Annotated in this window: 23 protein-coding genes; 7 read left to right on the top strand and 16 right to left on the bottom strand. The window is 34.4% G+C overall.

From position 1 onward, the window contains the following. From Q1W72_RS02910 to rsfS, 3 genes are all read right to left on the bottom strand, one after another. Nucleotides 1-603 carry an LUD domain-containing protein gene (locus Q1W72_RS02910; RefSeq protein ID WP_099715848.1) on the bottom strand — a complete coding sequence of 201 codons (603 nt, stop codon included), beginning with the start codon at nucleotides 601-603 and terminating at the stop codon, nucleotides 1-3. Between the two features lie 116 nt (nucleotides 604-719). Further along, nucleotides 720-2,648, bottom strand: coding sequence for an ATP-dependent zinc metalloprotease FtsH (gene ftsH / locus Q1W72_RS02905; RefSeq protein WP_099715847.1), 1,929 nt, complete (start codon nucleotides 2,646-2,648; stop codon nucleotides 720-722). Nucleotides 2,649-2,667: 19 nt separating this feature from the next. Continuing rightward, on the bottom strand, nucleotides 2,668-3,039 hold the full coding sequence (rsfS, locus tag Q1W72_RS02900) for a ribosome silencing factor (protein WP_302137301.1): 372 nt from the start codon (nucleotides 3,037-3,039) through the stop codon (nucleotides 2,668-2,670). A gap of 97 nt (nucleotides 3,040-3,136) precedes the next feature. On the opposite strand from rsfS, the gene Q1W72_RS02895 reads away from it, so the two are divergent. Then, entirely contained in the window at nucleotides 3,137-3,865 is a 729-nt protein-coding gene (locus Q1W72_RS02895) for a biotin--[acetyl-CoA-carboxylase] ligase (RefSeq protein ID WP_302137298.1), read from the top strand. Nucleotides 3,866-3,944: 79 nt separating this feature from the next. Here the strand turns inward: Q1W72_RS02895 and Q1W72_RS02890 are convergent, their stop codons facing one another. Together Q1W72_RS02890 and pyrE are read right to left on the bottom strand one after the other, a co-directional pair. Then, entirely contained in the window at nucleotides 3,945-4,337 is a 393-nt protein-coding gene (locus Q1W72_RS02890) for an SRPBCC family protein (protein ID WP_302137296.1), read from the bottom strand. A 28-nt stretch (nucleotides 4,338-4,365) separates the two neighbouring features. Further along, on the bottom strand, nucleotides 4,366-5,013 hold the full coding sequence (gene pyrE, locus Q1W72_RS02885; protein ID WP_099715844.1) for an orotate phosphoribosyltransferase: 648 nt from the start codon (nucleotides 5,011-5,013) through the stop codon (nucleotides 4,366-4,368). 7 nt (nucleotides 5,014-5,020) lie between these two features. Here pyrE and Q1W72_RS02880 point away from each other — a divergent pair, with 7 nt between their 5' ends. Continuing rightward, complete coding sequence (locus Q1W72_RS02880; RefSeq protein WP_099715843.1) at nucleotides 5,021-5,623, top strand: NUDIX hydrolase; 603 nt, start codon at nucleotides 5,021-5,023, stop codon at nucleotides 5,621-5,623. A 10-nt stretch (nucleotides 5,624-5,633) separates the two neighbouring features. Here the strand turns inward: Q1W72_RS02880 and Q1W72_RS02875 are convergent, their stop codons facing one another. Then, nucleotides 5,634-7,364, bottom strand: a complete 1,731-nt coding sequence (locus Q1W72_RS02875; RefSeq protein WP_302137294.1) for a M14 family metallopeptidase — start codon at nucleotides 7,362-7,364, stop codon at nucleotides 5,634-5,636. A gap of 145 nt (nucleotides 7,365-7,509) precedes the next feature. Here Q1W72_RS02875 and Q1W72_RS02870 point away from each other — a divergent pair, with 145 nt between their 5' ends. Beyond that, nucleotides 7,510-8,856 carry a DEAD/DEAH box helicase gene (locus Q1W72_RS02870; protein WP_282743842.1) on the top strand — a complete coding sequence of 449 codons (1,347 nt, stop codon included), beginning with the start codon at nucleotides 7,510-7,512 and terminating at the stop codon, nucleotides 8,854-8,856. A 174-nt stretch (nucleotides 8,857-9,030) separates the two neighbouring features. Here Q1W72_RS02870 and Q1W72_RS02865 read toward each other — a convergent pair whose 3' ends face one another. The 5 genes from Q1W72_RS02865 to Q1W72_RS02845 all read right to left on the bottom strand — a co-directional run bounded on the left by Q1W72_RS02865 (nucleotide 9,031) and on the right by Q1W72_RS02845 (nucleotide 12,449). Next, on the bottom strand, nucleotides 9,031-9,609 hold the full coding sequence (locus tag Q1W72_RS02865) for an alkylphosphonate utilization protein (RefSeq protein WP_099715840.1): 579 nt from the start codon (nucleotides 9,607-9,609) through the stop codon (nucleotides 9,031-9,033). Nucleotides 9,610-9,689: 80 nt separating this feature from the next. Continuing rightward, nucleotides 9,690-10,145: a pantetheine-phosphate adenylyltransferase gene (gene coaD, locus Q1W72_RS02860; RefSeq protein WP_099715839.1), complete on the bottom strand. Its 456-nt coding sequence runs from the start codon at nucleotides 10,143-10,145 to the stop codon at nucleotides 9,690-9,692. Next, a complete protein-coding gene (locus Q1W72_RS02855) occupies nucleotides 10,146-10,760 on the bottom strand; it encodes a zinc-ribbon domain-containing protein (RefSeq protein WP_302137291.1) in 615 nt (204 codons plus the stop codon). A 12-nt stretch (nucleotides 10,761-10,772) separates the two neighbouring features. Further along, nucleotides 10,773-11,465 (bottom strand): DUF421 domain-containing protein, encoded by a 693-nt coding sequence (locus Q1W72_RS02850; protein WP_099715837.1) that lies wholly within the window; start codon nucleotides 11,463-11,465, stop codon nucleotides 10,773-10,775. Between the two features lie 9 nt (nucleotides 11,466-11,474). Next, complete coding sequence (locus Q1W72_RS02845; RefSeq protein WP_302137288.1) at nucleotides 11,475-12,449, bottom strand: D-alanine--D-alanine ligase; 975 nt, start codon at nucleotides 12,447-12,449, stop codon at nucleotides 11,475-11,477. Nucleotides 12,450-12,677: 228 nt separating this feature from the next. Between Q1W72_RS02845 and Q1W72_RS02840 the strand changes: the two genes are divergently transcribed. Further along, nucleotides 12,678-13,301 carry a PASTA domain-containing protein gene (locus Q1W72_RS02840; protein WP_099715835.1) on the top strand — a complete coding sequence of 208 codons (624 nt, stop codon included), beginning with the start codon at nucleotides 12,678-12,680 and terminating at the stop codon, nucleotides 13,299-13,301. Continuing rightward, nucleotides 13,291-14,334, top strand: coding sequence for an RluA family pseudouridine synthase (locus tag Q1W72_RS02835; protein WP_099715834.1), 1,044 nt, complete (start codon nucleotides 13,291-13,293; stop codon nucleotides 14,332-14,334). Before Q1W72_RS02840 ends, Q1W72_RS02835 begins: the two co-directional genes overlap by 11 nt. A 132-nt stretch (nucleotides 14,335-14,466) precedes the next feature. Here the strand turns inward: Q1W72_RS02835 and Q1W72_RS02830 are convergent, their stop codons facing one another. Further along, nucleotides 14,467-15,066 carry a hypothetical protein gene (locus Q1W72_RS02830; protein ID WP_099715833.1) on the bottom strand — a complete coding sequence of 200 codons (600 nt, stop codon included), beginning with the start codon at nucleotides 15,064-15,066 and terminating at the stop codon, nucleotides 14,467-14,469. Nucleotides 15,067-15,798: 732 nt separating this feature from the next. Here Q1W72_RS02830 and Q1W72_RS02825 point away from each other — a divergent pair. Continuing rightward, entirely contained in the window at nucleotides 15,799-18,267 is a 2,469-nt protein-coding gene (locus Q1W72_RS02825; protein WP_302137285.1) for a zinc-dependent metalloprotease, read from the top strand. Between the two features lie 90 nt (nucleotides 18,268-18,357). Here Q1W72_RS02825 and Q1W72_RS02820 read toward each other — a convergent pair whose 3' ends face one another. Both Q1W72_RS02820 and Q1W72_RS02815 read right to left on the bottom strand, forming a co-directional pair. Further along, complete coding sequence (locus tag Q1W72_RS02820) at nucleotides 18,358-19,146, bottom strand: hypothetical protein (protein WP_302137283.1); 789 nt, start codon at nucleotides 19,144-19,146, stop codon at nucleotides 18,358-18,360. 199 nt (nucleotides 19,147-19,345) lie between these two features. After that, nucleotides 19,346-20,764, bottom strand: a complete 1,419-nt coding sequence (locus tag Q1W72_RS02815; protein WP_302137281.1) for an adenosine deaminase — start codon at nucleotides 20,762-20,764, stop codon at nucleotides 19,346-19,348. A gap of 395 nt (nucleotides 20,765-21,159) precedes the next feature. Between Q1W72_RS02815 and Q1W72_RS02810 the strand changes: the two genes are divergently transcribed. Further along, nucleotides 21,160-22,692, top strand: a complete 1,533-nt coding sequence (locus Q1W72_RS02810) for a SulP family inorganic anion transporter (RefSeq protein WP_302137280.1) — start codon at nucleotides 21,160-21,162, stop codon at nucleotides 22,690-22,692. 24 nt (nucleotides 22,693-22,716) lie between these two features. Here the strand turns inward: Q1W72_RS02810 and Q1W72_RS02805 are convergent, their stop codons facing one another. Both Q1W72_RS02805 and Q1W72_RS02800 read right to left on the bottom strand, forming a co-directional pair. Then, the gene (locus Q1W72_RS02805) at nucleotides 22,717-23,097 is read right to left on the bottom strand and encodes an iron chaperone (protein ID WP_302137278.1); all 381 of its coding nucleotides are present in this window, start codon (nucleotides 23,095-23,097) and stop codon (nucleotides 22,717-22,719) included. A gap of 63 nt (nucleotides 23,098-23,160) precedes the next feature. Next, complete coding sequence (locus Q1W72_RS02800) at nucleotides 23,161-23,934, bottom strand: sulfite exporter TauE/SafE family protein (protein ID WP_302137276.1); 774 nt, start codon at nucleotides 23,932-23,934, stop codon at nucleotides 23,161-23,163. Nucleotides 23,935-23,948: the final 14 nt, after the last annotated feature.

Below are 23,948 nucleotides of genomic sequence, written 5' to 3'. Positions count from 1 at the left end.
TTAAAGATCTTCTAAAAGCAATAAATATAGATTTTTTGCTGAACTTCCGTATTGTGTGAAATCTTCTTCTTTAGCTTTCTCGAAATATTTTACTGTAGTAATATTGGTAGGATAATCTCTTTCGTATTTCTTTTTTATAGCACTAAGTCCATCGCTTTTTGCAGCAAGAATTTGACTAGTATTCGCTATAATGATAATATTGGTAGGTAATTCGTTAGGTTTGTTTTGTTTAATTTGTTTTGATGAAAAAAGGATAGAACCTTCCTCAGCAATCAAATTTTCACAACTTGCAAGAAGAAACTTAGGATTTACAGGTTTATCGTAGGTAAGTTTGTTATCATCAAGCATTCCAAAAAGATTTGGTTCATAGCATAAAACTTCGCTTTCAAACCAATCATTTTCTTCTAATATGTTTTCAAATTGTTCTTTTACTTCTTCAGAGTTTTCGCAATACAAAAATTTACCACCATTTTTTTTAAAATTGTAGATAAATTTTTCATCTATAGAGGTTGTATTATCAGTATGGGATTTACTAAATTCACTTTCTTGATCTTCATCAGAAGCCGGATTGCTAGAACCAAAAATTTTTCTAAAAAGACTCATATTTTTGTAAAATACTATAATTTGTTATTTGAAAACGTCCAAAGATAAAAAAATCTTAATTCAAAAGTAGTTTTTGAATTAAGATTTTAAAAATAATTAAATATTTTATATGTTTTCTAAGATACTACTTCCTCAAGATTTTTATCAAATGTTCTTTTTCCGAAAATAGCTTCTAAGTCATCTTTAAAAATGACTTCTTTCTCGATTAAGATATTTGCCAGTTGATCTAGTTTATCTTTATTCTCTTCTAATATTTGAATCGCTCTTTGGTATTGACCTTCAATTAGTAATGAAATTTCTTCATCAATAACTCTGGCTGTTTCTTCTGAATAAGGCTTAGAGAAATTGTATTCGCTTTGTCCTGTTGAATCGTAATAGGTTACATTACCAATTTTTTCATTCAAACCATAAACAGTTACCATAGCTCGGGCTTGTTTTGTAACTTTTTCTAAGTCACTTAAAGCACCGGTAGAAATTCTGTTAAAAGTTACTTTTTCAGCAGCTCTTCCACCCATAGTTGCACACATTTCGTCTAGCATTTGATCAGGACGAACAATTAAACGTTCTTCTGGTAAGTACCAAGCGGCTCCTAAACTCTGTCCTCTAGGAACAATGGTTACTTTAATTAATGGAGCTGCATGTTCCAGCATCCAACTAACGGTTGCGTGTCCTGCTTCATGGATAGCGATTGCTTTCTTCTCATCAGGAGTTACAATTTTATTTTTCTTTTCAAGACCACCTACAATTCTATCTACAGCATCAAGGAAATCTTGTTTGTCAACTGCAGTTTTGTTGTTTCTTGCGGCAATCAAAGCAGCTTCATTACATACGTTTGCAATATCAGCACCTGAGAAACCAGGAGTTTGTTTGGCTAAAAAGTCAGTATCCAATCCTTCAATTTTTTTCAAAGGTGCAAGGTGTACTTTGAAAATTTCAGCACGTTCACGAATGTCTGGTAAGTCTACAAAAATTTGTCTGTCAAAACGACCTGCACGCATTAAGGCTTTGTCTAATACATCAGCTCTGTTTGTCGCAGCTAAAACAATTACATTAGAATTAGTACCAAAACCGTCCATCTCTGTCAGTAATTGGTTCAACGTATTCTCACGTTCGTCATTTCCACCGGACATATTGCTTTTCCCTCTAGCTCTACCTACTGCGTCAATTTCATCAATAAATATAATCGCTGGAGATTTTTCTTTGGCTTGTTTGAATAAATCACGTACACGGGAAGCTCCCACACCTACGAACATTTCAACAAAATCAGATCCTGATAAAGAGAAAAACGGTACTTGCGCTTCACCAGCTACGGCTTTTGCCAATAAGGTTTTTCCGGTTCCTGGAGGCCCTACAAGTAAAGCTCCTTTTGGTATTTTACCACCCAGATTAGTGTATTTTTCAGGATTTTTTAAGAATTCAACAATTTCTTGTATCTCTTCTTTTGCCCCTTCTAAACCAGCTACATCTTTAAAAGTAGTTTTGATATCTGTTTTTTCGTCAAAAAGTTTAGCTTTTGATTTCCCAATATTAAAAATCTGTCCGCCACCGCCACCAGCGCCACCACCAGACATTTTTCGCATGATGAATATCCAAACAGCAATAATAATGATGATTGGCAATAAACTGATTAAAATATCCGACCAGTTATTTTTTGGTAAGAAGTTAAAATCTTTCAATTTACCTTCAGCAACAGCTTTTTCCAGTTTGTTTTGGAAAATCTGATCGTTACCAATGTCAAAAGTATAATGAGGACCTTTGTTAGGTCTGTCAAAAACGTCTTTAGAAACTTTTTTGTGTGCTGCATCTTTCAATGCTGTAGCATTAAGAAAAACTTCGGCTTCTGTTTTATTGTAAACTATAACTTTCTCGATCTGGCCTTTTTCTAAATAATCGTTAAATTTAGAAGAAGTTAATTGACCTGGTTCGTTTAAACTAGAACCGCCAGTTATAAAACTTATAAACAAGAAAATTAATAATATTGCAGTGTAAATTAACCAAGGGCTTATTTTAAACTTATTCGAATTTGGATTATTATCTTTAGCCATTACTAGGAGTTATGTTTCTTTAGTATTTGTTTTCAATGGTAGTTATTTTTGCATTGCCCCATAAACTTTCGATGTTGTAGTATTCACGGATGTGTTTTTGAAATACATGAACTACAATATTTACATAATCCATTAGTACCCATTCTGCATTATCAGTTCCTTCAACATGCCAAGGCTTGTCTTTTAATTCTTTGGATACTGTTTTTTGAATGGAGTTGACTATAGCGTTAACTTGTGTATTTGAATTACCATTGCAGATGATGAAATAGTCGCAAACTGCGGTGTCTATCTCTCTTAAATCAAGAATATCAATATCATTTCCTTTTACCTCTTCTATCCCCTTAATGATGTTCGCCAATAGAACGTCATTATTTATAGTCTTTTTCGCCATGAATTATTTTTATATATAAGTTTGTAAAGTTACCATTTTTTGTGATTATTTTTGAACCTTAACACAATATTAAATTCTGTTTCACAAAAAACTGTATATGAAACTAATCAAACTCGATGCCATAGATTCTACAAACGAATTCCTTAAAGGGTTATCGAATAAACAAGAGTTAGAAAACTTTACTGTTGTAACTGCTGAGAATCAAACTAAGGGGAAAGGCCAAATGGGTGCTGTTTGGGCCTCTGAGACGAGTAAAAACTTAATAATGAGTATTTTGGTTAAGGATTTTTTGGAGGATATTTGTCAGATTTTCAACCTGAATATTGCGGTTTCACTTGCTGTAATTGAAGTTTTGGAATCGTTTAAGATTCCTAATCTTAGTATAAAATGGCCTAACGACATAATGTCATACAACAAAAAAATAGGTGGCATTTTGATTGAAAACAGTATCAAAAGTGACGGAACCATTATTTCTATTGTAGGTTTAGGACTAAATGTGAACCAAACCAATTTCGAAAATTTACCAAAAGCCTCTTCTTTGGCGGTTATTTGTAATGCAAAATTTGATAAAGACGAACTTCTTTTTTCCATTTGTGACGCAATAGAAAAAAATGTGAAGGTATGTAAACACAATGCTGCCGTTTTGTGGTCAGCTTATAGTGATAAATTGTATAAAAAAGGTTTGCCAATGCCTTTTTCAAATCAAATGAAACAAAATTTTATGGGAATTATTCAAGGAGTTTCTTCAGTTGGGAAACTTCAGGTTCTTCTTGAAGATGACACTGTTGCTGAATTTGATATCAAAGAAATTCAAATGTTATATTAGTGGCTGATTGTTACAATTCAATAAAAAACCCTTTCAGGTTTAAACTGAAAGGGTTTCTTATATTTATTTAATGTGTTGTTTACAATTTAGTCATATTTCCGGCTAAAGTTTCGATAAATTTTCCAATTGGTCCTTTTATCATCATTGCCATCATAGGATTAAAATCACCTTCAAAATCAAGTTTTACATCACTGGAATTGTCCGAAACCGAATCTATGTTCGCAATCAATGTAAATGGAAGTTTATCACTTGCCGCTCCTAGAACAATTTTGTTTGGAGCTATTTTTTCTTTCATTTTAAGCTTAATTTCTGGCATTCCTTTCAATCCAAAAATAAAAGCATCGTCACCTATAACTTCAAATTTAGCAATGTTTTCAGGCATTAATTTTTCAAAATTTTTGACATCACTCAACAAGTCAAATAATTCTTGAGCTGATTTTTGAACACTGACTTTTGGACTTTCTAAGTTCATCTTTGTGGTATTTATTTATTAGGTTGTTTTAAACTTCAATAGTCCAAGTGGACGGACTCACATTCCATTCTCTTAAAGTTTGCTCTTCTTCCTCAGTAATATACCTTTTGGCAACAGCTAAATTTAATAAATTTTGATAGTTACTCAATGTAAACAAATCGATATGTGCGTTTTTAAAGTTTTCTTCAGCAACTTCAAAACCATACGTGAATATGGCGGCCATACCTTTTACATTAGCTCCAGCTTCACGCAAAGCTTCTACAGCAAGTAAACTGCTGCTTCCGGTGCTGATTAAATCTTCTACAACAACTACATTTTGTCCTTTTTGTAAAAAACCTTCCACTTGGTTTTGTCTTCCGTGTTTCTTTGGTTCTGGGCGAACATACACAAATGGCAATCCCAAACTTTCCGCTACTAGCATTCCAATTCCTATTGCTCCAGTGGCAACACCAGCAATAACATCTGGTTTACCAAATTGTTTCTCAATATTTTTGGAAAATTCATCCCGGACGTAATTCCTTACGGCTGGAAATGAGAGGATTAATCGGTTATCACAATAAATAGGCGATTTCCATCCAGAAGCCCATGTAAAAGGATTTCTTGGATTCAATTTAATTGCATTTATTTGCAAAAGAAATTCGGCTGTTTTTTCGGCTGTATCTTTATTAAAAATCATAGTACAAATGTATAAAGTTTTTGTTAACGACAAACCACTTTTTTTGACAAATCACATCTCTAAGGAGACGGATTTTCAATTGTTTTTATTAGAAAGTATTGACATAGAGCAACTTATAGTAAAAATCTTTCAAAATAAAATTCAAAAAGCCTACCTATATCATCCTGATGAAAGCGTTATTTTGAAGACTTTGAAAGCAAAAATCCCTGTTGCCAAAGCTGGTGGCGGTTTAGTTTACAATAAAAAAGGCGAGGTTTTGTTCATTTTCAGAAATGGAAAATGGGATTTACCAAAGGGCGGAATCGAAAAAGGGGAGGAAATTGATGCCACTGCCATGCGTGAAGTAGAGGAAGAAACTGGTGTAAATGGATTGACAATATCTCATAAACTTCAAAAAACATATCACGTTTTTAGACGTAATGGAAAATATAAATTAAAAATAACGCATTGGTTCGAAATGCAATCTGATTTTGAAGGAACCCCACAAGGGCAATTAGAAGAAGGAATCGAAAAGGTAGCTTGGATGAATCCGGAACAAATAAAAGAGGCATTGAAAAACTCTTACGAGAACATAAAATTATTATTTGAAGAAGAAAAGCTCCTGAAATAGGAGCTTTTTTTTATTTTAAAATACGATATACCGGATATTGTAAATGTGCCTTTTCATAATAAACAGAATGTTTGTAAATCCAGTCCAGTTGCGCTTCCGGATTATTGATAAAGTTTACGTCACTTTGTTTTTTCAAATCAAATTCGGCTTTTAGTTTTGGATTTTCTTTTAAAATCTGCGTAGCTGAATCTTCAAATACATAGTCAGAATAACCTTCTTTTTGCTGTAACATCGTGTCAAAAAAGTTCCAGTTGAAAAAAGAATCTATTGCTTCGGGTTCCAGTGTTTCTAATAAATATTTGATTCCTTTTTGCTGAGTAGGAATAACGTAATCTCCTTTGACGAAAGCCACTTTCTCCATTTTAGCGGTTACCGAAGTGTTTCGGTGTAAATAATGCCCTTCATACGCTGAACTTGTTGTTTTAAAGTCGGCGATTTTATAGCTTTCCACTTCAATTATAGTATCATTTTTTAGTTGGCGATAGGAGATAGTATTGCTCTTTAATAATTCAATTACCGGCCAAAATCCTCTTGGAATAATATACGCTTCCGGAATGATTATCTCTTTTACGGATTTGAATTCCTTGCTGTACTGAATGTCTTTTTTGTATGGTTTTGTACGGTCATAAAACAAGCGATTTCCGGATGTCACATCACTTTTCTTATAACTGGCTTCATAGCCTAAAAACGAAAAAGGAATCGTTTTTGTACTGTCAATTTCCCATTTTATAGGGTACGATTTTTTTGGTTTATACTGCTCTTCATTTTTCAATCGTAGTTGTTTGATTTTTTGATAATTTGCATCCGTAAAATCAATTGCGGAACGCATGTATTCGTATGTTACTTTCACACGATCAGCGTATTTTTTCAGCATATGTGTTTCCACCACAAACCCAATGGTATTGAACAATGAAGTATAGCCCGTAGCAAATCGTGGGCTTTCAAAAAATTGACCAAAACCTTTATCCGGAGTATCCTGAAAAGCATTGACATAAGGTGTGGTCTCAATGTCTTTTTCTTGTAAATCTTTGACCAAAGCAGGCATCATTTCGGTATTTAAAAAATTACCTAAAACGGTTCCTAATTTGTTGTGCTGGGTCATAATGTAGGTAAGTTTATATTGGTAATCTGCGCCATTGCTAACGTGATTATCGATAAAAACATCGGCATTTATTTTATGGAAAATGTCCACAAAACTTTTGGTGTTTCGGGTATCTGACTTGATGAAATCGCGATTCAAATCGTAGTTTCTGGCATTACCCCTAAAACCATAGATTTCCGGTCCGTCCTGATTAGCTCTTGAAGTGGAGTTTCTGTTTAAAGCACCTCCAATATTATACACAGGAATACAAACGATAACGGTATTTTTTGGTACTTTTATTTTGCCTAAAGCCAAATCTCTAAACAATTGCATACTGGCATCAATTCCGTCCGGTTCTCCCGCATGGATACCGTTATTAAGCAGAATTACCGCTTTGTTTTTTTTGATGATTTCAAAATTAAATTGCTTTTCAGGATTAAAAACAACCATATGCAATGGTTCGCCGCTGTCTGTCAAGCCCATTTTTTGCATTTCGATAGTCGGGAAATCATCTGCCAGGAGTTTATAATAAGCGATTGTTTCCTGGTAGGATGCGGATTGATTTCCATTTCCTTTTTCGAAAAAAGTATCGTATTTATTCGTTTTTTGTGCAAATGAGTTGATGGAGAATAGTAAAAAAAGGAATGTGAAAAATCTCATATTTCGGTTTTTAAATTGAATTTCAAATGTAGCTTTTTTTCGATAGGAATAGAAATGATCGTAAGAAAAGGAAGCTCCCGATTTAAAAAAATGAAAATTTAGAATTCAAAATTCATAACTCAGAATTAAAAATTACCTTTGCAAAATGAATAAGAAACACCATTCCAACAATATACTTTTGAATTTAGGTATCGAAAGCCTGAATGAAATGCAGGAAGTAGCACAAGATACGATCCTGAATGACAATAATGTTTTATTGCTTTCGCCAACAGGTTCCGGAAAAACTTTGGCTTTTTTGTTGCCTATTTTAGAAATGTTACAACCTGAAATCCAATCGGTTCAATGTTTAATTTTAGTTCCATCACGCGAATTAGGATTACAGATTGAGCAAGTTTGGAAAAAAATGGGAACTGATTACAAAGTAAATGTGTGCTACGGCGGACATTCCATCGATACTGAAATAAAGAATTTAAGCAATCCTCCAGCAGTTTTAGTAGGGACTCCGGGAAGAATTGCAGATCATATTGACAGAGGAACTTTTCGTGTGGATAAAATTCAAACCTTGATTTTGGATGAATTTGACAAATCATTGCAATTGGGTTTTCATGAGCAAATGTCATTTATCATTGGAAAATTAACGAAACTGAACAAACGTGTTTTGGTTTCGGCCACTTCGGATATTGAGATTCCAAGATATACAAGAGTCGTAAACCCGACTATTTTGGATTTCATTCCAGAAAACGTGGACGAAACGAATCTTTCCATGAAAATGGTCGTTTCAAAAGAAAAAGACAAAATAGGAAGTTTGTTCAACTTGATTTGTTCGTTGAAATCACAGTCGGCAATTGTTTTTTGTAACCATCGTGATGCTGCAGAACGCATCAGCGATACCTTGAACGAAAAAGGTATTTACGCCACGTATTATCATGGCGGAATGGATCAGGACGAAAGAGAACGCGCTTTAATCCAGTTCAGAAACGGAAGTGTAAGTTATCTTATCACTACAGATTTAGCTGCTCGTGGTCTTGATATCCCTGAAATGAACCATGTAATCCATTATCATTTACCATCCAAAGAAGACGAATTCACTCATAGAAACGGACGTACAGCACGTATGTTGGCTTCTGGAACGGCGTATATTATTGCTCATGAAAGTGAGAAAAAAATGGATTATATCGATTATGGTATGACTGTTTTGAAAGTAGAAAATGCTAATTCATTGCCAAAACCACCTGAATTTCAAACTATTTACATCAGTGGCGGAAAGAAAAATAAATTGAATAAAATTGATATCGTAGGTTTCTTTTCCCAAAAAGGAAAACTGGAAAAAGGCGATTTAGGATTAATCGAAGTGAAAGATTTTATCTCTTTTGCAGCCGTGAAATTCAACAAAGTGAAAGATTTGCTGCATGCTATTAAAGACGAAAAAATGAAAGGCAAGAAGTTTAAAATTGAAGTGGCCCGAAAAGTGATTAAGAAGGAAGAGGAGTAATCAGTATTCAGTGTTCAGCTTTTAGTGAGCAGAAAAAAAACAGTATAACAATAAAAAATCGTTAACAGTAAATTTGATTTACTGTTAACGATTTTTTGTTATAATGAAGTCACTAAAATCTGAACACTTTTTTTAAACTTCTGGCGCTGACCACTAAAAACTGAACACTGACCACTATATTTTCTTAACGTATTGTGTAATGATAACAATCTGTTGACCATCTACTTTTCCTTCAATGTATTCGGCATTTTCATGGTCAAGTCTAATGTTACGCACTGCGGTTCCTTGTTTAGCCACCATACTGGAACCTTTTACTTTTAAATCTTTGATTAAAACGACTGAATCTCCGTGTTCCAAAATTACGCCGTTGCTATCGCGGTGAATTACTTTATTTTCATCGTCTTCACCTTCGCCTGTTGCTTGCGCCCAAGCTAAAGTATCCTCGTCTAAATACATTTGGTCCAATAATTCTTGAGGCCATCCCGCAGCACGCATGCGGCTTAACATTCTCCACGCAACCACTTGCACCGCGGTATGTTCGCTCCACATGCTGTCATTCAAACATCTCCAATGATTTAAATCTACGTTATCCGGATTTTCGATTTGGTCGATACACGTGCTGCAAGCCATAATACTTTCATCAAGTCCACCTTTTTTGGTTGGTAAAACTTGATATACTTTTAAGTTTTCGGTTGCACCACAAAGTTCACATTTCGATCCGCTACGCTTGCTTAATTCTCTTTCTATACTCATTGTTTGATGGCTTTTATTTTTAGGCGAAATTATGGCTTATTGCCTCGTTTCACAAATTTATATTTGGTTGATGGCAAGTATTATTTTACTCGCACTGCATCTGGAACCAGCATTTCATATTGCCCTCCATTGCGGATTACATCTCTCACAATGCTGGAACTGATATATGAAGTCCTTGCGGCAGTCAATAAAAAGACAGTTTCTATTTTTGATAAACGGCGATTGGTGTGTGCAATTGCTTTTTCAAATTCGAAATCGGCAGGATTACGCAAACCACGCAGGATAAAATCGGCTTTTATTTTATGACACAAATCAATAGTCAAACCTTCATAGGTAATCACCGAAACTTTAGGTTCGTTTTTGAATGTTTCTTCGATAAAACGTTTTCTGTCTTCCAGAGAAAACATGTACTTTTTTTCGGCATTGACACCAATAGCGATTACGATTTCATCAAACAACGAAATGCTTCTTTTGATGATGTCTTCATGTCCTAATGTTATTGGGTCAAAAGAACCCGGAAATATAGCTTTTCTCATTTAGTTTCTTGTTATTGAAAATATTTCGTCTTCTAGATGAAGAATTATTAAATCTTTTTTTGAATATTTTACTTTTCGATTGGTATAATTTTCAGGTTTGTCTATTTCATCAACTTCATATGGCAAATAAGCATCGTAATCATTTTGGGTCGCATAAACACTATCTTTAGTTACTTGATCAATACGCATTGTAGAATAATAGCCATTTGTAAATTTTAAATTATAAACATCTCCCAATATTGGATTTTGAATAAAGACATTTGTTTTATCGTTTGTTTGAATATTAGTATACATCCAAAAAGTAATATAACCCACAAGAATGATAAGTCCAGAAAACATCCAAATAGGTATTTTTAGTATATTGATTTCCTTTTCACTTTGAAGTTTTATTTTAATCTCTTCAGATAAATTTTCAGATCCAAATATTTCTTTACAATTATTACATTCTACATCTATAATTTTACTAACTGGAAATATTGGAATCAAAGTAATATGTGTATACCGTGAATATACGTTATAAGTAATTGAAGTTTTTGATTCGCATTTTGGGCATTCAACAGCTATAATTTTTCCGTTTTTTATTTTTGAATCCCTTGTTCCTATAAGTACCATCATAAATAGACTAAATTAGGTTTTTCGTAGTGTTTGTATTGCTTCGACCCATTCAGATTTCTCACAAACTCTACACTCCGCATTTCCTGGTTTGTGGCTTTCAGTATTTCCGCAAAAGGTGCAGGAATAAATACCTTCTGTTGGGATCGTTTTACTTTTTTGTTTAAATAAAAAAGGCAGAATTGGCAATCCTGGTTGAACTTCATGGTCTTCATAATAGAAAACACTGATTTCACCACTGGTTTCCATAAAGGCATTTTTTACCTGTCCTAAATGCTCTACCGATTTCAATCGGAGTTCCGAAAAAAATTCATCTTGTGCCAAACTTTCCTTTTTGAAAGTAGCAATTGAAAATTTCCCTTCGCTGATAATACATTCGGTTTTGCCTTCTATAAATTCTTCAAACCGTTTACTTTTTCCTGTCAGCCACGTTACTAATCGGTATAAAAGTATAATGACAAGAAATACTGTTATAGGAGGGATTATTCCAACTTCTTCATAAAACATGGGATCTCCCGCTGCAGATCCTAAAGCAATAATGATGACTGTTTCAAAAACAGATAATTGCTTCACGCCACGTTTTCCAGCTACTTTTAATGTCAATAATAAAACTGTAAACATTATGGTAGAACGGAAAATGACCTCTAATAGAAAGGATTCTGGTAAATCATTGTATAATAATCGGTTCCATTCAAAGATTTCGGTCATAATGGGAAGTTAGTTATTTAAAGCCAATTCTATCGCATTTGTAAATAAATCTTCCAATGAAATTCCGGCAGCGTTGGCTTGTTGCGGAATCAAACTTTCAGTTGTTAATCCCGGAATAGTGTTCATTTCCAACATGTGTGGTTCTCCGTTTACCAATATAAATTCGCTTCTCGAGAAACCTTTCATTTTGAGTACCTCGTAAGCACGTTTGGCTATTTCGCTCACTTTTTGGGTCATTTCATCCGAAATTCTTGCCGGTGTAATTTCTTGTGATTTACCCAGATATTTGGCTTCATAATCGAAGAAATCATTGTCAGAAACGATTTCAGTAATTGGCAAAACGATTACTTTTCCTTTGTAATTGATAACTCCTACAGAAACTTCGGTGCCGTCAAGGAAACTTTCGATGATGATTTCGTTGTCTTCTTTGTAAGCAACTTCTATGGCTATTGGCAATTCATCGATGGTTTTTACTTTGGAAATTCCAAAACTGGAACCTGCTTTATTTGGTTTTACAAAACAAGGCAAACCAACTTTAGCGACAATCTCGTCAGTATTGATAGCATCGCCTTTGTTTAAGTAATAGGAAGTGGCGGTTTTTATTCCGTATGGTTTTAAAACAGATAATAAATCACGTTTGTTGAACGTTAATGCCGCTTGGTAATAATCGCAGGAAGTTTGCGGAATATGTAATAATTCGAAATACGCCTGCATCAATCCGTCTTCGCCGGGAGTTCCGTGAATGGCATTGAAAACGCAATCAAAAGTGATTTTATTACCATCAACAGTTACTGAAAAATCATTTTTATCGATAGGAAATTCAGTGTCATTAGCATCAACATAGACCCATTTTTCTTTGAAAATATGGATTCGGAATCCTTTGTATTTCGTTTTGTCCAGAAATTGATATACGACGTTTCCGCTGATAAGTGAGATTTTATACTCGCTGGAATATCCGCCCATGATGATGGCAATGTTTTTCATTTTGTATCGTTTTAATCTTAGTTGTTTGAATAAATAATAAGGTGTTTTTAGCACTAGATTCTAGCCCCGATAGTCCCGAATCTTCGGGAGAAATCCTTTTTATCAGCCTTTTTGGCGGATAAAAAGTTATAACGAATAGCGGGAAATAGCTTCAAAAAGCATTAAACAAAATTATCATTTTTTTTGAAACGAAATAGCTTTATCTTTGCCACATATAAAAATAAATTTATGAGTTTACGTAAGTATCTTACAAGCCGCGTCTTTTTAGTACAAGTATTAATTGCTCTTGCCATTATTGCCGCTTTGGGCTATTTGTTTATGCATTGGTTGACTTTTACAACAGATCATGGTCATGAAATTGCAGTTCCAAATTTGAGTAAATTGACTGAAGAGCAAGTAGAAGAAAAGCTGGATGAGTTGGATTTAGATTATGTGCTTTTGGATAGTGTGGATTATAGAAGTGATTTTCCGCAATTTAGCGTGGTTGAGCAAGATCCGACGCCAGGTACGAAGGTAAAAGTTGGTAGAAAAATATATATCAAAATAAATACTTCAGGATTTTCATCTGTGCGAATTCCTGATTTGATAGAAAAAACATATCGTGAAGCGGTGCCAACCTTGAAAGCGTTAGGTCTTGAGGAAGGAACGGTTACGTATGTTCCAAATCTTGGAAAAGATATGGTGTTGGAAATGCGTTTTAAAGGAAGAAACCTGAAAGTAGGGGACAGAGTCTTGAAATCATCCAAAATTGATTTGGTTTTAGGAGACGGAAAAATGAGTTATGAAGAAGAAGAAAGTGCTGCGGATACTCTGGTTGCACCAATAGAAGAAACACCAGTTGATGAACAATAATATAGATACAATAGATTTAGAAGACGAGTTATTTGAACATTTCAGGTTTGAAGTTCCTAAAGGCCAAACGCCTTTGCGAATTGATAAATACTTGATGAGCCTGATTCAAAATGCAACTCGCAATAAAATACAAACCGCTGCTACCGAAGGGAATATTTTTGTAAACGACGCTACGGTAAAGTCGAATTACAAGGTCAAAGCCAATGATGTGGTTCGGGTTATGTTATCTCATCCTCCTTTTGAAAATAGGGTAGATCCCGAAGATATTCCGTTAGATATTGTCTATGAAGATGCTACGCTTTTATTGATTAATAAACCGCCAGGATTGGTGGTGCATCCCGGTCACGGGAATTATACGGGAACATTAGTGAATGCGTTGGCTTTTCATTTTGAGAATTTACCCATGAACAGCAGTGAACGTCCCGGATTAGTGCATCGAATTGATAAAGACACTTCGGGTTTATTGGTAATTGCCAAAACCGAAGCGGCTATGACGCATCTTGCCAAGCAATTTGAAGCCAAAACTTCTGAAAGAGAGTATGTGGCTTTGGTTTGGGGAAATGTAGCCGAAGAGAAAGGGACCATTGAAGGAAACTTAGCAAGACACTTGAAAGATCGCATGCAAATGGCGGTTTTTGCTGATCCGGAAATAGGGAAACCTGCCGTGACGCATTATAAAGTTTTGGAGCGTTTTGGATACGTAACGTTGATTTCGTGCCAATTGGAAACTGGAAGAACGCACCAGATTCGTGCGCACTTGAAACACATAGGTCATCCGCTTTTTAATGACGAGCGTTATGGCGGTCATTTGATTTTGAAAGGAACTACATTTACGAAATACAAACAGTTTATTGACAACTGTTTCAAAGCTTTGCCAAGACAGGCTTTGCATGCCAAAACATTAGGTTTTGTGCATCCTACGACCAAAGAGATGATGCGTTTTGATACGGAACTTCCACAGGATTTTCAGGATTGTATTGAGAAATGGAGAGGCTATTCAAAATCCCATGGCACTGATCAAGAAGAAGAATAAAAATATGAAAAGCCCCGGATTGGGGCTTTTTTTGTGGGTTTATGTTTGTTTTGCTTATTGTTGTGGGCGTAAAGTCAGAGACATTTGCTAGCGTATAGAAGGAAATACTTTGCGGATTAGGGCGAGATTTTTTTATTGAATTATTATTGTATTGACAATTTTTTTAAACAATTCTGTGTTATTGTCTTCTTCGGTATCCATTAATGTAACTTGATAAAATTGATCCTTTACTGGAATGGCATATACTATAATTTTGACTTTCGCACTTCCTCCTTTACCAGTTAGTGTGTAAATACAAGAGGCAGTTAAACATTTTTTACCATCGACTACGCTCTCATTAGGTTCACTTGTATATTTAAAATCAGGGAATACTTTTTTTATTCCAATTAAACTTTCTTCAATACTTTTTCTAAAATCTGCAAAATTTTTATGAGGATTACTTCTTAAGTTAACTTTAATAGTTGGTATAATTCCAACTGTTGTTTCGATTGGATATTTGAAAAAACTAACAACTTCAATTGTTCCTTTATTTTGCTCTAATAATTTAATGAGAACTTTATCATCTAATTTTACGTTGCTTTTTAAATTTTCAATAGTTTGCCCTTCTTTTGCTTTTATCCATTTGCTTGGTTGTTCAATACTAAATCCAATACTTTCATTTTTGAAAACATTCTGACTAAAACTAATATTTGTTACAAATACTAAAACCAAAAAATTTAATTTTTTCATCATTTTTATTATGTTATTTTTTTTAAAATATCGCCTAACGTTCTCTCGCTACAAGCAGTTTGGGATTAAATTAAGCCTATTACCAAAATACGTTATAGAAGCTGCCGTGTTGAGTATTTTCAGTAACTCCAAATAGCTAGCGTAAGTGTAATAAGAAAATACGAAAGCACCAATGCAAAAAAACATTTCCAGTCTTTAAAAACATCTACAGACGAATTATTACAAATCCGATTAACAATGGTTATAACAATCAAATTTAAAAATGTAAACACAAAAAAATATGCAGGAATCAACATTCCCATATAGATTTTGTAATTTGCCACGTATAAAAAGCTCAATATCCCTAACGGAATCGAAATGTAATTCACCCATTTTAGTATTTTGAGGAAGTTGTTCATGTTTTTCAATTTGTGGGGTTATAAAGCGGTTGCTGCTAAATTTTCATATGTCTGACACTGTTAGACATATACACCCAAAATTTGGTAACTATATCTGATAACCGTCAGTATTCATTTCTCAAATATAATCAAATTATTCTCACAAATATATTTGTTTCTTAAAACTAAATCCGTCCTGTAAAATCATTTCAGGGAAAACATTACTACTAATTCCAGTATGAAATGTACAACAAGAAATAGAACGGTTGTTAATTAAAAGTTAAACCAATGAATACTATTCAATTTACTGGCACTAAAATTTATTTTTGATATTGATTAACCATTAAAAAACCACTAAATGAAGAAACTTTTCATTTTAACCGCAATCGCTGCAGCGATGCTTGTGCCCACCACGCAATTTGCACAGTCCAAAAAGAAAAAAGATAAAAATGCCGCTGTCGTTCCTCCTCCGGAAAAGAAACCGGAAACCACTATCAAGGAATACAGCAAGGTAATTACTAAAGACGCCGTTTCTGACCAAGGATTGTTTACGGTACATAAAGTAGATAAAAAATATTTCTTCGAAATCCCTAATAAATACTTGGATAAAGACATGCTTTTGGTGAGCCGTTTATCTAAACTGCCTTCTAATTTAGGTGGCGGATATGTAAATGCTGGCTCCGAAACCAACGAGCAATTGATAGTTTGGCAGCGTTTTCAGGATAAAATCCTTATCAAGTTAAAATCATTCAGTGCGGTTGCCAATGACAGTTTGCCTATCAGCATTTCGGTGAAATCCAATAATTATGAGCCTACATTATTTGCTTTTGATATCGTGGCATTCAGCAAAGATTCTGCAAATACGGTAATTGATGTGACTAAATTTTATGGTACTGATGTGAGAGCCATCAGCGGTTTATCGGCAGAAATGAGAGAAACCTACAAAGTCAAAGGAATGGATGATTCCCGCAGTTTTATCAATACGATGAAAAGTTTCCCCATGAACATTGAAGTGATTCAGGATTTCACCTATAACGCTTCTAAACCACCCGTTCAGGAAGATTCAGAAACGATAAGCATCCAAATGAATCAGTCGATGATTTTATTGCCTGAAAAACCAATGCAACCTCGATTAGCTGATCCACGTGTGGGATGGTTTACGATGAATCAAATCGATTACGGAAGCAACGAATTGAAATCAGACAGCAAAACTTATATCCGTCGTTGGAAATTGGAGCCTAAAGATCCTGTCGCTTACGCAAAAGGCGAACTGGTAGAACCAATAAAACCTATTGTGTATTATTTAGATCCTGCTACGCCTGAAAAATTGCGCAAGTACATCAAACAAGGAATTGAAGATTGGCAAAAGCCTTTTGAAACTGCTGGTTTTAAAAATGCAATTATCGCCAAAGACGCACCAACGAAAGAACAAGATCCTGATTTTAGCCCGGAAGACATCCGTTATTCCGTAATTCGTTATGTGGCGAGTACGACTCGTAATGCCGTTGGGCCCAGCGTTTCTGATCCCAGAACGGGAGAAATTATCGAGAGTGATGTAATTTGGTACCACAACCATTTGCGTTCGTACAGAAATCGCTATTTGTTAGAAACTGGAGCTGCAAATCCTACAGCAAGAACATTAAATACAAGTGATGAAGAAATGGGTGAAATGATGCGTATGGTTATCGCTCACGAATTAGGTCATGCTCTTGGTTTTCCTCATAATATGGGTGCAAGTTGCGCTTATGACACTGAAAATTATAGAAATGGTGATTTTACACAGAAAAACGGAATCGCAGCCAGTTTGATGGATTATGCCCGTTTTAATTACATCGCACAACCTGGAGATAAAAACGTTCGTTTTATACGCCAAATGGGACCTTACGATCATTATGCTACTAATTGGGGATACAGAGTTATTCCAAATGCGACTTCACCAGAAGTTGAAGTGCCTACATTAGACAAATGGATTATGGAAAAAGCTGGAAATCCTATTTACAAATTCGGGAAACAAAGCAGTAGTTTTGACCCGTCTTCACAAACGGAAGATATTGGGAATAATTCAATGAAAGCGGGTACTTACGGACTTAAAAACTTGCAATATGTAGCGGCACATTTACCAGAATGGACGAGTGATGTGACTAACAATTACGAGGATTTAGATGAGTTGTACAAAGAGATGATGGATGTATGGAGCAGGTATGTAGGGCATGTGGTGACCAATGTTGGAGGTGTTTATGAAGCTACTAAAAAGCCAAACCAAAAAGGAAGTATTTACGATATTGTACCAAAAGCAAAGCAACAAGAAGCAATGCAATGGTTGCAGGCCAATGCTTTTGCATCTCCAACATGGTTGGTAAATGTGAGCACATTGAAAAATATTGATTACTCCGGTTACACAGAGCGTTTTAGAAATTTACAAGCCAGACATTTGAATAGTGTAATGAGTTTTGAGCGCATTGGCCGATTGATGGATGCCGAAATAATGGGTACTGCTAATTATAAAGCGTTGGATTTATTGGGTGATATGCGAAGAGGAATTTGGAAAGAAGCCGGTTTAGGTTCGAATGTGACTATTTACAGAAGAAATTTACAGCGTGCTTATATAGAAAGAATGAGTTACCTGATGAAAGAAGAAATTAAATCAGGTCGTCCTTCTGACTATTATAATGTGGCGCAATCAGATGTGAGAGGATTGGTTAGAGGCGAATTGACAACTTTAAAAGCTACTTTATCAGTTGCTAAAACTAAAGCTGTAAATGCAGAAACAAAATACCATTATGAAGATGCGATTAAAAGAATCGACTTGATATTAAATCCAAAATAATACGATTTAGTATCCTATTATAATGAAGAATCCGCTTTCGAGCGGATTTTTTTATTGCTATAACTAGAGATAAGTGATGCAATATATTTATTAATGGACAGGAAACTCAAAAAAATAACTTTTCCCAATAAGAAACAGCAAGCCATGAATGAAAGGACCTGGCATGAATTTTAGTGTATTTAGATAAGAATCATAGGTTTTATTGTGATAATTTGTAATCACAAAAGGAGAAGAATTAGATGTAAGATATAAATTGGTTATCCTTTTATTGTCCATCATATTTTTTTCGTTAAAACTGGAAAAGTAAATTTCTTGGTTTTCATTTTTTAAATGGATAAGATCAAAAACGGAGAGCGGAACGGTTTTATTTGTGGAATAAAAAAGTATTGATTTAGAAACATCAATTAAAATCCATTTTTTTAATTCCTTGGAATAGATTTCATTAAAAGCATGTCCGCCTTTAATACATGGGTCGTCTGACGCTATTTTTAATCCCCATTCTTTTACTTTTAAATCGTTTATGACACAGAAGTTATTATAGACTTGAGAAAAATCACTGCAAACACCACCTTCGCCATTTATCATTTTTCTTAAGGTTGAATCGGAGGATTTACCTAATCCGGGACCTCCTTTTATATAGTTTCTCAACCAAACGGCTATTTGTTTTGCTTTATCAAGATCACTTATTGCCGCTTCATTCTTCGCGAAAATTAATGGATTTAGTTCAAAATAAATTTCGGGAATTTCAGTAGTCTTGTTTAAGTTATTGTAACAAAAACTTTCAATCCTATCAAAAGTGACTTTTTTGGAAAGTAAACTAAACCGTATTTTGTACAATAAGGGATGTCTTCGGAAATACCAGATTAAAGATCTACTCATTTTTCAATAATTTATCATGTTAGTAAACAATTAAAATAAAGAAATGCCATTTACAAACAGTTTGTATTTAATAGTTTGTAAATCAAGTAGGTATTGTCAAATATAAGAAAAAAAATAATTCAAAAGCATAAAAAAAAGCCCCAGTATGGGACTTTATTTTTTTGAAAGAAAAAATTTCAATCAGTTCATTGTAAATGACTTATTTCATTGGAAAATTAGCTTCGAAAGCCTTAAATCTGCTGTCTAAATCTTTAAGCAATTGCTTTTTTACGGAAGTCTCTTTTATAAAACTGTAATTAATACTGTTGTAAACAAATTGCTTGATATCCGTATACGAAACGTCTTTGTATCTTTTGGCTAACAAAACATATTGTTCGGTCATATTGGTGCGTAAAATCCCCGCATCATCAGTGCTTATTACTATGGGAACGCCAAATTCTTTATACAAGGTCAACGGGTGACGGCTTTCTTTCACTTTCAAAATGAACTCGTTACTCACTAAGTTGATTTCGATAGGAATGCTTTTCTTCGCCATGTAGCGCAATAAATTATAGGAATCTTTCTCGTACGCCATAGCTACTCCGTGACCAATACGATTTGCTCCTGCGGTATAAACGGCTGCGCCAATGTGCCAAGTCAGCTCTTCCGGTTGCACCAATCCAAGAGTCAGCTCGCCAGCATGCATCGTGTATTTCACATTTGGATAACGGGAATGACAGTATTTAAACATCATCATGTGCAACCAATAATCTTTCATCGAGGTTTCACCATCTTCCGGAGAAACAATGTTAACTCCCGCCATCAGCGGACTTCCATCTGCTGAAATGAATGCGATTACCAGATTTTTAAATAAATCTACGGGTTCCATGAATCGCAATACAAAATTTTGATACCGCATCGTAAATTGTTTATCATCAATTTTAAGGTCTTTGTGAAGCTTAGCTACAAAATTTGTGTTGAACGCTGTGGCATAGGACTCAACATCTTTTTTCAGGAATGAATTGTATAACGAATCAAGCGACTTAGTAATGGCTTTTTCATCTTTTGCCAAAGCCAATTTTCGCAATCTGGAATTGAATTGCGTCAAATCATCGGTAATCATTGTGGTTGGAATCGTAGATAATTGCGTTTCAATATAACTTACATTTTCTGAAATTGCTCTGTTTTTTAGTTCCAATAAACCTTGTCCAAAATTCCCTTTGATGGCCGGTTCAAACTTCATAAAGGATTCAAAAAACAATTTATCTGATGGGTAATCCACATAATTATAGTCTTTTACAGACCATTTTTGCATTATTTTTTGTTTGTAAGCGTCTAATGTTCCGTTGCTTTTTAATGTCGAAAATTGTTCCCAGTTTCCGTTTGAAGGTCTTTCTTTTTGAACATCCATCGTTTCGGTATTGAGATAAAAATTATCTGCAATAGCGCGTTGTAATAAGGGTTCAGCATAAATAGAACCAGAATAATGGTGGTGCAAATCGCCTCCTTTTGGCATTTGGGAAAAGAAAGCGGTTAGTTCCGCTTCGTTGTTTCTAATCTTTTCAAAATAGTCATCTGGAGCTTGAGAATAAGCACTATTCAATACCGTTATAAAAAGGAAAGTATATATTAATTTCATGTTTTAAATTTTTATCGAAAGGGTGGTTTGCTAAATCTTTCAATTAATAAGTGAGTATTTTTTAACCAACGTATGAGTTTCAAAATCAATTTATTATAATTTATATTACTTATTTAGGGTACAAAATCATAAATTTTAAGTGACATTTCAAGTAAAGGTAAATTTTCGCCAAATTTACGCAATTCCGATTTCTATTTTACACATCGAATAAAAAGTTTTATTTTTGCCACTCTCTGAAAAAGGAGTTTGATTTTTTTTCTCAGTCATACTACTTGGATTTAATCCTATTTGCACCAATTTATTAATACAGTTTTGTATTATTTTTATTGACTTCTATCGGGATTTTTATTTTAGAAATTCCAATACCACTATTGACATATCCAGTTATCTAAAGCATGAAAAAATATTTTAAATTATTTGATTTTAAGCAAGTTGTTGATTATAAAACAGAAATCTTAGCAGGATTAACAGTCGCTATGACTATGATTCCAGAGTCGCTTTCTTTTGCGATATTGGCTGGATTCCCGCCATTAGTAGGTTTATATGCCGCTTTTATAATGGGGTTGGTTACCGCAATATTGGGAGGCAGACCCGGAATGGTTTCTGGAGGAGCGGGAGCAACCGTGATTGTTTTAATCGCTTTAATGAAATCAAATGGGGTAGAATATGTTTTTGCAGCAGTTGCTTTAGCGGGGATTTTACAAATTTTAGTGGGCGTTTTTAAACTCGGAAAATTCATCCGTTTAGTGCCGCAACCCGTAATGTTTGGATTTGTGAATGGATTAGCGGTTGTTATTTTCATGTCACAATTAGAACAATTCAAAACCATTGTCAACGGAAAAAGCGAGTGGCTTTCTGGAAGTCCCATGTTGATTATGTTAGGTTTAGTTGCGTTGACAATAGGAATTGTATTCTTTTTTCCAAAAGTAACCAAAGCAGTTCCAGCGTCATTAGTAGCAATTATTGTGGTTTTTGCATTGGTTTTTTTCTTTGGAATCGAGACCAAAACCGTACGTGATATTGCTTCAGTAAGTGGTGGTTTTCCGCCATTTCATATTCCGAATATTCCAATAAATCTTGAAACGCTGCAAATTATATTTCCGTATGCTTTAATCATGGCTTCCGTTGGATTAACGGAAGGCTTATTAACGTTGAATCTTGTGGACGAAATTACGGAGACAAAAGGAAACGGAAATCGAGAATGCATTGCGCAAGGAAGTGCAAATATTTTGAATGGTTTTTTCTTCGGGATGGGAGGATGTCCTATGATTGCTCAAACTTTAGTGAATCTTTCGGCTGGTTCCAGAGCGCGATTGTCGGGAATTATTGCTGCGTTGACGATACTTGGAATTGTTTTATTTGGTGCTCCAATAATTGAGCAATTACCTATGGCGGCTTTGGTTGGCGTTATGATCATGGTGGCGATTGGGACTTTTGAATGGGCGAGTTTTAGAATCATCAATAAAATGCCAAAGCACGATATTTTTGTTGGAGTATTTGTGGCATTGATAACTATTGTCTTGCATAATTTGGCTTTAGCCGTTTTAATTGGAGTAATTATTTCTGCTTTGGTTTTTGCTTGGGAAAGTGCCAAAAGAATTCGAGCCAAGAAATATATGGATGAAAAAGGAGTGAAGCATTATGAAATATATGGTCCTTTATTTTTTGGATCGACAACTGCTTTTTTAGAAAAATTTGATGTTGCAAATGACCCAAATGAAGTTATTATTGATTTTAAAGAAAGTAAAATTACCGATATGAGTGCGATTGATGCCGTGAATAAAATTACGGAACGGTATGCCAAGCTCAATAAAACAGTTCATGTACGACATTTAAGTGCTGATTGCAGAACGTTATTAAAAAATGCTGATACCGTGATAGACGTAAATATTCTGGAAGATCCTACTTATAAAATTGTTGCCAATTAGTCTTTAAGATTTGTTGTTATTCCATTATTTTTTAGACTTGTTTAAATTATCCTTCATTCTTGCTTGAATGATTTTTTTTAAAAGTGCTTCAGGAATTGGTTTTTCAGTAGTAAAACGGATGGTACCGCTGGCTAAACTGAAATCTTTTAATTCATCTTTAAATTGTTCAACAGTGGTTGCATTCCAAGGATAAAAACTGCAATGATTTTTGAATGCCGCAAAGCTGCATAACATGCCATGAAATTTATAAGCAGGCATTTTATAACTAATGAATTCTTCTGCTTCTGGCGCTGTTGTTTTAATGATTTTTCGTAATTTTTCCAAAGTAACTCTTTGTTCTTCAGGTAGGTTAATTAAATAGTTGTCAACAGCATTACCTTTATTATTGTCAGTGAAATTAGTCATAGCTATTTTATTTTCATTCTTAAATTAGTGAACGGATTGATTGGCAAAAATCATTTTTTAGGATTAGATAATTCCCATAATCAACAAAACGGCAAATAGGACAAGCATGAAAGTCACTATATTCTGAATGGTTGTTAGGGTAACTTTTTTTAGTAATTTATTGCCAAAATATGCTCCAATAAATGCCGAAAGTGTTGCTAGAATCAGTAAAGTGTAATCAAATTGACTTTGATTGTTCAGTATTTGTTTGGAATAAACGGTTAGTCTGGAAATGTCCACTAAACAAGCGATTACTACGCCGGTTGCAATGAAGGATTGTTTGGATAAATTGGCTCTTATTAAAAAAGCAGCTCTTAAAGCACCTTGATTCCCGGAAAGTCCACCAAAAAAACCACTCAAAATTCCTCCTATAGGAAGGTATTTCTTGTCAAACTGTAAGTTGGTCAAACTAGGAACGACTTCAAATAAAGAGAAAAACAGCAGCAAAATTCCAATAATTAGTTTGATTGGCATAATTTCAAAAGTGTGATTTCCTATTTGATAATCCGTTAGCGGTTGCATATCTGTCAATAAGGAAAGCACATAAGCACCAAGAAATGCAAAAATAATAGCAGGAATCCCAAAGCGTAAAACAACATTTAGATTAGCGCTTTTACCCAATAAAAACAATTTAAAAAGATTGTTTAGAAAATGTACTATTGCAGTAAGTAAAATAGCCATTTCGATAGGAAAAAACAATCCAAAGACCGGAACAAGCAGTGTTCCAAGTCCAAATCCGGAAAATAATGTCAAACCGGAACCTATTACTGCAGCAAGACAAATGATGATATATTCCATTTCATTTTAGATTT

This window comes from Flavobacterium sp. ZE23DGlu08 (assembly GCF_030505335.1).
GTDB classification, from domain to species: domain Bacteria; phylum Bacteroidota; class Bacteroidia; order Flavobacteriales; family Flavobacteriaceae; genus Flavobacterium; species Flavobacterium algoritolerans.
The sequence above is the reverse complement of the archived record's forward strand: the minus strand, read 5'-3'. Positions and strand labels throughout refer to the sequence as shown.